A 7,643-nucleotide genomic window follows, 5' to 3' on the forward strand; every position below is an offset into this window, starting at 1 on the left:
ATGAGGCAACCGACCTGAAATGAAAAATCGTGTCCTCGTGACGACCCTTACCACTGCCCTGATCCTGTGGGGCACGGTCGCTGCGCATGCCCAGACCACAGCTTGGGATGGGGAGACTTCCTACCAAAAGGTATTTGTAGATACAGACAATTTTGGAATGTCCTACCTCGACAGTCTCGAACAGAAATATTCCAAAGCAACGGCTGCAACTACCCGTCTCGAGATCCTGAACGACCTGGCGTATTACTGGCATACCCGAAACCTTAATCGTTCAAAAGATTATGCCCTTGAGGGAATTGCCTCTGCAAGGGAACTACAGGATACCTTATGGCAGGGACGTATAAGTGCCACCCTCGGAGCGGTACTGCTTCGTATGGAAAAGCTCGATTCTGCCCTCTTTATGCTGAAAAGGGCGAGGTCCAAGGTAAACAGGGAAGACCTCCCATTTTTACTGACCCAGATGGGATATGTGTATGAAAGGAGAGGGGAGCTGGACAAGGCTGCGGATTATGCCACCGAAGCCCTAAATGTTTCCAGGAGTATTCAGGATACCTATGGTATGGCAGTGGCCTTAAGCGATATGAGCAATCTGTTCTGGAAACAGGCCAAGTATGAAATGGGGCTGGACTATGGTCATAAATCCCTGGATCTGTTTGAGCAAACAGGCCTCAATAGCCTGGATTATGATTTTACACTTTATGTCGTGGGCAACAATTACCTCGCCCTGAAACAATATGAAGAGGCCAGGAAGCTTTATGAGCATGCCATTGCCATAGGGGAGCGTTATGGTTTTTACAATAACCTTTCTGACATCTACATCTCCCTTGTAGAGCTCTATTCCTTTCAAAACAATTATGACGCGGCAAGTGCAGCGGCAGAAAGTGCGATAAAATACGCCGGCCTGCTGGATAATAATTTCATGTTGATGCGTTCCTGGCTGTCGCTGGGCAAGTTGCAGAACCTACAGGGAAAATTTCTATCTGCCGTGGAAAGCCTCACCACCTGTATACGCATTGCCACCCCGGAATTTGGGGACGAGTTCTTTCTCAGTCAGGCATATGAGAGCCTGGGAAAGGCCTATGCCGGAAGCCATAATTACAGAGAAGCCTACCTCGCATTTGAAAAGTACGATGAACTGAAAAATGCGGTGTTCACCGCCGAGGCGGACCAGCGGATCTCACAGCTGCAGGCCCAGTTCAGCTCCGCTGAGAAAGACAGTACGATACAGGAACAGGAGTCCAAAATCAGGCGGCAGCGCGCGACACAAACATTTATTATTGTAATTACGATATTGCTTGTTATTGCTTTTGTGTTGCTGTACACCACACTGAGAAGCAACAGCAAGAAGAAGGAGTTGCTGGAAAGGCAAAATGAAGAAAAGGAATACCTCCTAAAGGAAATCCACCACCGGGTGAAAAACAACCTGGAAATTGTATCCAGCCTGCTCTCCCTGCAGTCGGCCCAGATCAAGGACCGGAAAATAGCCGACGCTATGCAAAAAAGCGAGCAACGTGTGCATAGCATGAGCATGATCCATCAAAAGCTCTACCAGGGGAAGAGTCTTTCCCATATTGAGATGAAGGACTATTTCGAAAATCTGGGGACCTATATCATACACACCTTTGGGAAAGAGGGCAAGGTAAAGCTTGTTTGCGATATGGCACCTCTGGAGCTGGATGTGGACCATGCTGTTCCCATTGGGCTTATAGTAAATGAATTAATAACCAATGCCTTGAAATATGCCTATCCGGACAACAGGAAAGGTTTGGTTGAGGTAAGCCTTAGACAAAGCGGGAACCAGCTGCATCTGAAGGTCGCGGATGACGGCATTGGCAAAGACATCACCAATATGCGGGGAACCGGGTTCGGCACCCAGCTCATTGCCTTATTAACGGCACAGTTGGATGGAAAAATGCAGCTATCTGTAGAACAGGGAACTGCTGTTAGTTTTGAATTTATTGTACCCCAGGCCGCCTGATATGGAAACGAAGTCGCGCATACTGATTGTTGAGGATGATATGATCATCGCAGCCAACCTGTCCCTTCAGCTCAGCCAGCTGGGCTACGAGATTACGGGGATTGAGTCCAGGGGTGAGGAAGCCATCGTACACGCCAAGCTGAACCCGCCAGATCTCATACTGATGGACGTCAATTTAAAAGGTACGCTGGATGGAATTGAAACGGTGCAGAAAATTCAGGAAACCCAGCAAATCCCGGTGATCTATCTGACCGCCAATAATGATGAAGCTACCTTTAACCGGGCGAAAACTACCCGGCCCAGGGCTTTTATTTCAAAGCCGTTCAACAAGCTCAACCTGCAACGCACCGTGGCCCTGGTGGGCGAACGGATCAATATCCCTGAACAGGTTAACGGACAACAAACGGGCGAGGTCGCCATTTTAAATGACCGGGTTTTTATCAGGCATCAGGGAAAGATGATCAAACTGCTCCTGGATCATATCCTATATATCGAAGCCGACCGGAATTATTGTAAAATCACTACTGACTCAGGGGATTACCTGGTAGTCTGTACGCTCAAGAACATAGAGCAGGAATTAGACCCTGCTAAATTTATCCGGGTCCACCGCTCTTTTATGGTGAATCTGGCCAAGCTGGACGTAGTGGCTGAGGGCCATCTCGAGATCGCCCGCAAAACCATCCCCATCAGTAAGACCTACAAGGAGCTGCTGATGGCTCGCCTGCACACACTTTGATGGTTATTCTGAATTGCCTTTTTTCTTTGGTGTGTTGGGACCCATCCTATCCGCAATTTCATGGTCCCCGACAGCGCCGCGTTCCCGCAATTCCCCTATGATACGGGTATGGTCCTGTTCTCTTCCCTGGGATAATTTATAGGCTGCATGGACCTCCTCCACGGAAATTTGAAAACCGACTACCCCTTTTACCTGTCTCAGCGTCCTGGGAGAAAGGTTGTGGAGGGAAACAGGTTCTTCAGAGTGTTTTTCGTATTTGTCTACCAGTCGGTGCAGGGAGGCCATGACCTCCTCCTCACTGAGGATTTGGAGCTTTCCGTAAACATGCACGGCAATATAGTTCCAGGTGGGCACTTCCTCTTCCTTGTACCAGGAGGAAGATACATAGGCATGTGGTCCGTTGAAAATGGCGAGCACCGGTTCATTTTCCACAAAATGCCGCCATTGGGGATTGGCCTTTGCGATGTGGCCGGTTAGCAGCTGTTGACCAGAGGAATTGGTTTCCAGTTCCAGGGGCAGGTGGGTGGCCCAGGGCCGGTCGTCCACCTGGCTCACTAAAATGGCAAAGGCATTGTTCCTGAGAAAATCGGCAACCTCCGCAGGGTCCTCATTGCGATATTGTAATGGGATATACATGCTGTGGATAAAGATAGCCAATCTGTCCTCAATAAAGCTCACAGGGTTGAACTGCCCATTGAAACGACAATTCGGTCAGGAAATCTGACAGTTGGGTATTCTTCATTGGGAGAACTGATAGCGAAACTGCAATTTTGCATAAAAACAACATCCATGGCACTTGTCATCATATTGGTCTTTTTGTGTTACATCTATACTTCCTGGTTGCAGAAACAATTGCTGGGATAAGGGTGGGAATAACCCACAAAGTTTTTACTAACTTTAATTCTGTGAGGACAGTTAATGTCCCGGCAATCGGATGGCTAGAGAATTGAGCACATGTTAAGAAAGTTTATCAGAATAATATCAGTTGGTTTTCTGGTAGGGTTTGTGCTGTCCTTCATTTTTATTGGGGTACAGGTCATGGCCGGAAACCAGAGCCTGTCTAACTACAATGAAATCCTCGAGGATGTGGGCAGCTACATGCTGTATTCCATAGTGCTTACCTTCATCAATAGCACCTGGTTTGAATACCTGAACAAAAGAATACGGTGGGAAAAGTACTCCAGGTATCGCCTGCTAATCGGCGCCCTGGGGGGGATTGTCTTTACGATGATGGGGATTTTCCTTATCCGGATTTTCCTTGAGATGTACATTCGGGGCGAGAGCTGGAGTGAATTTACTTCAGGAGAGCGGATTGTGTACTACTATATTGCGCTTCTCATCACCCTTGTGGCTACTTTGTTCTTTCATGCCCTGTATTTTTACAAAGCCTGGCAGGATAAACGGGTAAAGGAGCAGAAGATCATTGCAGGGACGGCTTCGGCGCGCTTTGATGCACTGAAGAACCAGCTGGACCCCCATTTTTTATTCAATAGCCTCAACGTACTTACCAGTCTTATTGAAGAGGACCCAGACCAGGCACAACGGTTCACCACTTCTTTGTCCAAGGTATATCGCTATGTACTGGAACAGAAGAACAAAGACCTCGTCACAGTGGATGAAGAACTGCGGTTCGCCCGCACCTATGTCCGCCTCCTAAAAATGCGCTTTGAGGACAGTATTGTCTTTGAGATCCCGGAGGAGGCCTCTAATCCCGAGGCCAAAATAGTACCCCTTTCCCTGCAATTACTTTTGGAGAATGCGGTAAAGCACAACGTGGTAACCGCCAGCAAACCCTTAAAAATCAAAGTGTTTGAGAGGGATGGCAGCCTGGTGGTCAGCAATAATCTCCAGGAAAAGCAGGTGGTGAGAAAGAGCAGTGGCGTGGGCTTGAGAAACATACAACAGCGCTACCAGATCCTTACGGACCGACAGGTGCTGGTTAATAAGACCCCCAGGGAATTTATGGTGAGTATCCCCATGCTGACCCGTCAGAAATCTGAAATCCCGCAAAAGGTATACATAGAAGACAAGCGCTATCAAAAGGCCAAGGAGCGCGTAGAGGCCATAAAAGGCTTCTATGGTAACCTCATTGCCTATTGCATTGTGATTCCTTCCCTGGGGATCCTTAACTATTATACCACAGGCTGGCCCTGGGTGATATTCCCGGCCGTGGGATGGGGATTTGGCGTCGTGGCGCACGGTATGGAAGCTTTTGGGTACAACCCTTTGTGGGGCAAACGCTGGGAGGAGAAAAAGCTGCGTGAACTCATGGAACAGGATGATTTTTAATACCCGATTGTGTTAGGGCATACAGTTCGGTAGGTAAAAACAACAATTCAGGAATTTAGATTTAGATAGCCCCCCAGGATACCCGAGATTTGTCCTGTAAATAAAAACCAAAGCATTATGAAATCATATTATACCGAAGACAAGTACCTGAGGGCTAAAAGACGGGTAGAAGAAATGAAAGGGTTTTACGGCAACCTGCTGGCCTATATTATCGTGATCCCCGCACTGGCCTATATCAATTATATTTCCACAGATTTCCCCTGGGTGATTTTTCCCATGGTAGGCTGGGGACTGGGGTTACTACTTCACGGTTTGGATGCCTTTGGGTATTCCCCCTTCCTGGGCAGGAACTGGGAAGAGCGAAAGATCAAAGAATATATGCAGGATGAAAAATTCTAAAAACAAATAACACAACCAAATAGGAGATATCATGGAAGATTTCAGCAAAGAAAACAAATACATACGCGCCAAGGAGCGTGTTGAAGAATTGAAAAAGTTTTACGGAAACCTAACGGCCTATGTGATCGTTATCTCAGGCCTGGCTGCCCTCAACTACTGGGTAGACGGCTGGCGGTATATGTGGTTCCTTTGGGCAGCCTTTGGCTGGGGGATAGGGTTGTTTTTCCATGCCATACGCACCTTCAACCTCAATCCTTTTTTTGGGAAGGACTGGGAAGAACGAAAGATCAAGGAGTTTATGAACGAGGACGAGCGATCGCCAAAACGTTGGGAATAACCTGGCCATCATGGAGCAAGCACCGAAATTATCAGAGGAAGAGAAATTAAAGCGCGCCAGGAAACGCGTAGAGGAGATCAAGGGGTTTTATATCCACGCGGCAATCTACGTGGTCATCAACACCTTTATTCTGGTCAACCTGGCCTTGCAAAATTTTGGGAATGATGGCGATTTCTGGTCCTTTCCAAGTTTTGTAACCCCCTTTTTCTGGGGGATCGGACTGGCCTTCCATGGGCTGCATACCTTTATGAAGGGTAGCTTTTTAGGGAAGCGTTGGGAGGAGAGAATGATCCAGAAGTATATCGAAAAAGACAAACAAGAAGCAGAAAAATACAAGTAATGGAAAACAACCAGGAATACCAGAGCCGGCTTGAAGCTGCAAAGAAACGGGTAAGGGCCATAAAGGGTTTTTACAAGCACGTACAGACCTTCCTGACGGTTTTTATCATCCTTTCCCTGCTGTATGTGATACAGGCAGAACCCATTGTACGGATCCGGGAAGCCATAAGTGAAGAAGTCATGAGCTGGTTAGACCTCAATATCCTGATCAACCTGGGCATATGGGTGGTTATCCTGATCATTCACGGCCTGGTGGTCTTTAAGTTCCCTTATTCCCTTCTTCGGAAATGGGAAGACCGGCAGCTTCAGAAATATCTGGAGGAAGAGTAGGGGATGGCCCTTATAACCAGGGAAACCTTATTTTTGAACCTTAATGCTTAAGCGGTACGAGTTCCATGCAAGTGATAATTATTGAAGACGAGAAACCTGCGGCAAGACGGCTGGCCCGTTTGCTGGCGGAACTGGATGTGGAAGTGTCCACCTTGCTGCACTCGGTGGAAGAATCTATCAACTGGTTCCAGAACAACCCGCAGCCGGATCTTATTTTTCTGGACATACAACTATCAGACGGCCTTTCATTTGAGATTTTCGACGCCATACAGGTAGACAGCGCCATCATTTTTACCACTGCCTATGATGAGTATGCCCTGCAGGCCTTCAAGCTCAACAGTATTGATTATCTGTTGAAACCTATTGATGATGAAGAGCTGGCCGCCGCCATGAAGCAATACAAAGACCTCAATAAAAAAGACAAACAGATCAGCCTGGATTTTGAGGACATCAAAAAATTACTGACCAACCCCCTCGAGCGGGAATACAAAAAACGCTTTACTGTAAAAGTTGGGCAGCACATAAAACTTATCAATGCGGAAGACATTGAATGTTTCTTCAGCGAGAACAAGGGTACCTATGCCGCAACCACGGATGGCCGCACTTATTTATTGGACACTACCCTGGAGAATTTAGAGGAGGAACTTGCACCGGAAACCTTCTTCCGGGTGAGCAGAAAATTCTATGTGAATATCCGGCACATACAAGACATCGTGGCGTACACAAATTCACGCCTGAAAGTGAAGTTAAAGCGCTATAATGAGCAGGAAATCATCGTAAGTAGGGAACGAGTACGTGATTTCAAGTTATGGTTAGAATAAATGGCTTTTAAAACCTGATATACAAATTATTAATACCCTCCATAGATTTTTCTTATAGTGGCTTTTTGGGAGGTTTTAGGGGGTGTTTTCCAGCCGGTTGTCATCAAAGGAAGACGGCAGTAGTTTCGGGATCAATTTAATAAAAATCGGTAATAAAACGGCGCCTCCGGGCAACATAAAAATGGCCAGGGAAGGGATGCTTTTGAAGATGTCGATAAGCTGGTTTTGCACCTTTTTTTTCTCCTCGGGTGTCAGGTCTTTCATGGTGGATTTAGAAAGTAAGCTCACCAATTCCTTGCTGTCTTCAAGTTCTTTTTGCAGGCGTTTGCTGTTCCTCAAAATAAGTTTATTGACCACTTTGGACATGCTGTCATAGAACTGTATGGCCAGGTTATTGGATTTCAGAAAGGAGAT

At 46.9% G+C, this 7,643-nt stretch carries 10 protein-coding genes; 8 read left to right on the forward strand and 2 right to left on the reverse strand.

Translation table 11 applies throughout. The annotated features are described in order from the left end of the window. Positions 1-19 precede the first annotated feature (19 nt). Together AC4E7D_RS08940 and AC4E7D_RS08945 are read left to right on the forward strand one after the other, a co-directional pair. Complete coding sequence (locus AC4E7D_RS08940; protein WP_490173457.1) at positions 20-1,978, forward strand: tetratricopeptide repeat-containing sensor histidine kinase; 1,959 nt, start codon at positions 20-22, stop codon at positions 1,976-1,978. Position 1,979: 1 nt separating this feature from the next. Next, the gene (locus AC4E7D_RS08945) at positions 1,980-2,714 is read left to right on the forward strand and encodes a LytR/AlgR family response regulator transcription factor (RefSeq protein WP_490173458.1); all 735 of its coding nucleotides are present in this window, start codon (positions 1,980-1,982) and stop codon (positions 2,712-2,714) included. A gap of 3 nt (positions 2,715-2,717) precedes the next feature. Here the strand turns inward: AC4E7D_RS08945 and AC4E7D_RS08950 are convergent, their stop codons facing one another. Continuing rightward, positions 2,718-3,371: an FMN-binding negative transcriptional regulator gene (locus tag AC4E7D_RS08950; RefSeq protein WP_490173459.1), complete on the reverse strand. Its 654-nt coding sequence runs from the start codon at positions 3,369-3,371 to the stop codon at positions 2,718-2,720. Between the two features lie 297 nt (positions 3,372-3,668). Between AC4E7D_RS08950 and AC4E7D_RS08955 the strand changes: the two genes are divergently transcribed. The 6 genes from AC4E7D_RS08955 to AC4E7D_RS08980 all read left to right on the forward strand — a co-directional run bounded on the left by AC4E7D_RS08955 (position 3,669) and on the right by AC4E7D_RS08980 (position 7,229). Then, positions 3,669-5,003 carry a 2TM domain-containing protein gene (locus tag AC4E7D_RS08955; RefSeq protein WP_490173460.1) on the forward strand — a complete coding sequence of 445 codons (1,335 nt, stop codon included), beginning with the start codon at positions 3,669-3,671 and terminating at the stop codon, positions 5,001-5,003. A gap of 117 nt (positions 5,004-5,120) precedes the next feature. Continuing rightward, complete coding sequence (locus tag AC4E7D_RS08960) at positions 5,121-5,402, forward strand: 2TM domain-containing protein (protein ID WP_490173461.1); 282 nt, start codon at positions 5,121-5,123, stop codon at positions 5,400-5,402. 31 nt (positions 5,403-5,433) lie between these two features. Then, positions 5,434-5,739, forward strand: a complete 306-nt coding sequence (locus AC4E7D_RS08965; RefSeq protein WP_490173462.1) for a 2TM domain-containing protein — start codon at positions 5,434-5,436, stop codon at positions 5,737-5,739. Positions 5,740-5,749: 10 nt separating this feature from the next. Next, positions 5,750-6,079, forward strand: a complete 330-nt coding sequence (locus AC4E7D_RS08970) for a 2TM domain-containing protein (RefSeq protein WP_490173463.1) — start codon at positions 5,750-5,752, stop codon at positions 6,077-6,079. Then, the gene (locus AC4E7D_RS08975; protein ID WP_490173464.1) at positions 6,079-6,408 is read left to right on the forward strand and encodes a 2TM domain-containing protein; all 330 of its coding nucleotides are present in this window, start codon (positions 6,079-6,081) and stop codon (positions 6,406-6,408) included. The genes AC4E7D_RS08970 and AC4E7D_RS08975 overlap by 1 nt, the downstream gene beginning before the upstream one ends. Before the next feature lie 65 nt (positions 6,409-6,473). Further along, entirely contained in the window at positions 6,474-7,229 is a 756-nt protein-coding gene (locus AC4E7D_RS08980; RefSeq protein ID WP_490173465.1) for a LytR/AlgR family response regulator transcription factor, read from the forward strand. A gap of 75 nt (positions 7,230-7,304) precedes the next feature. Here AC4E7D_RS08980 and AC4E7D_RS08985 read toward each other — a convergent pair. Further along, positions 7,305-7,643 (reverse strand): LETM1 domain-containing protein (locus AC4E7D_RS08985; RefSeq protein WP_490173466.1); only part of this gene is annotated, 339 nt, incomplete at its 5' end.

The sequence above is a fragment of the Lentiprolixibacter sp. genome (assembly GCF_982873095.1).

Bases quoted from the DNA above. Each gene is read 5' to 3' on its own strand.
- AC4E7D_RS08940 (WP_490173457.1), top strand. From the start codon at position 20: ATGAAAAATCGTGTCCTCGTGACGACCCTTACCACTGCCCTGATCCTG.
- AC4E7D_RS08945 (WP_490173458.1), top strand. From the start codon at position 1,980: ATGGAAACGAAGTCGCGCATACTGATTGTTGAGGATGATATGATCATC.
- AC4E7D_RS08955 (WP_490173460.1), top strand. From the start codon at position 3,669: ATGTTAAGAAAGTTTATCAGAATAATATCAGTTGGTTTTCTGGTAGGG.
- AC4E7D_RS08960 (WP_490173461.1), top strand. From the start codon at position 5,121: ATGAAATCATATTATACCGAAGACAAGTACCTGAGGGCTAAAAGACGG.
- AC4E7D_RS08965 (WP_490173462.1), top strand. From the start codon at position 5,434: ATGGAAGATTTCAGCAAAGAAAACAAATACATACGCGCCAAGGAGCGT.
- AC4E7D_RS08970 (WP_490173463.1), top strand. From the start codon at position 5,750: ATGGAGCAAGCACCGAAATTATCAGAGGAAGAGAAATTAAAGCGCGCC.
- AC4E7D_RS08975 (WP_490173464.1), top strand. From the start codon at position 6,079: ATGGAAAACAACCAGGAATACCAGAGCCGGCTTGAAGCTGCAAAGAAA.
- AC4E7D_RS08980 (WP_490173465.1), top strand. From the start codon at position 6,474: ATGCAAGTGATAATTATTGAAGACGAGAAACCTGCGGCAAGACGGCTG.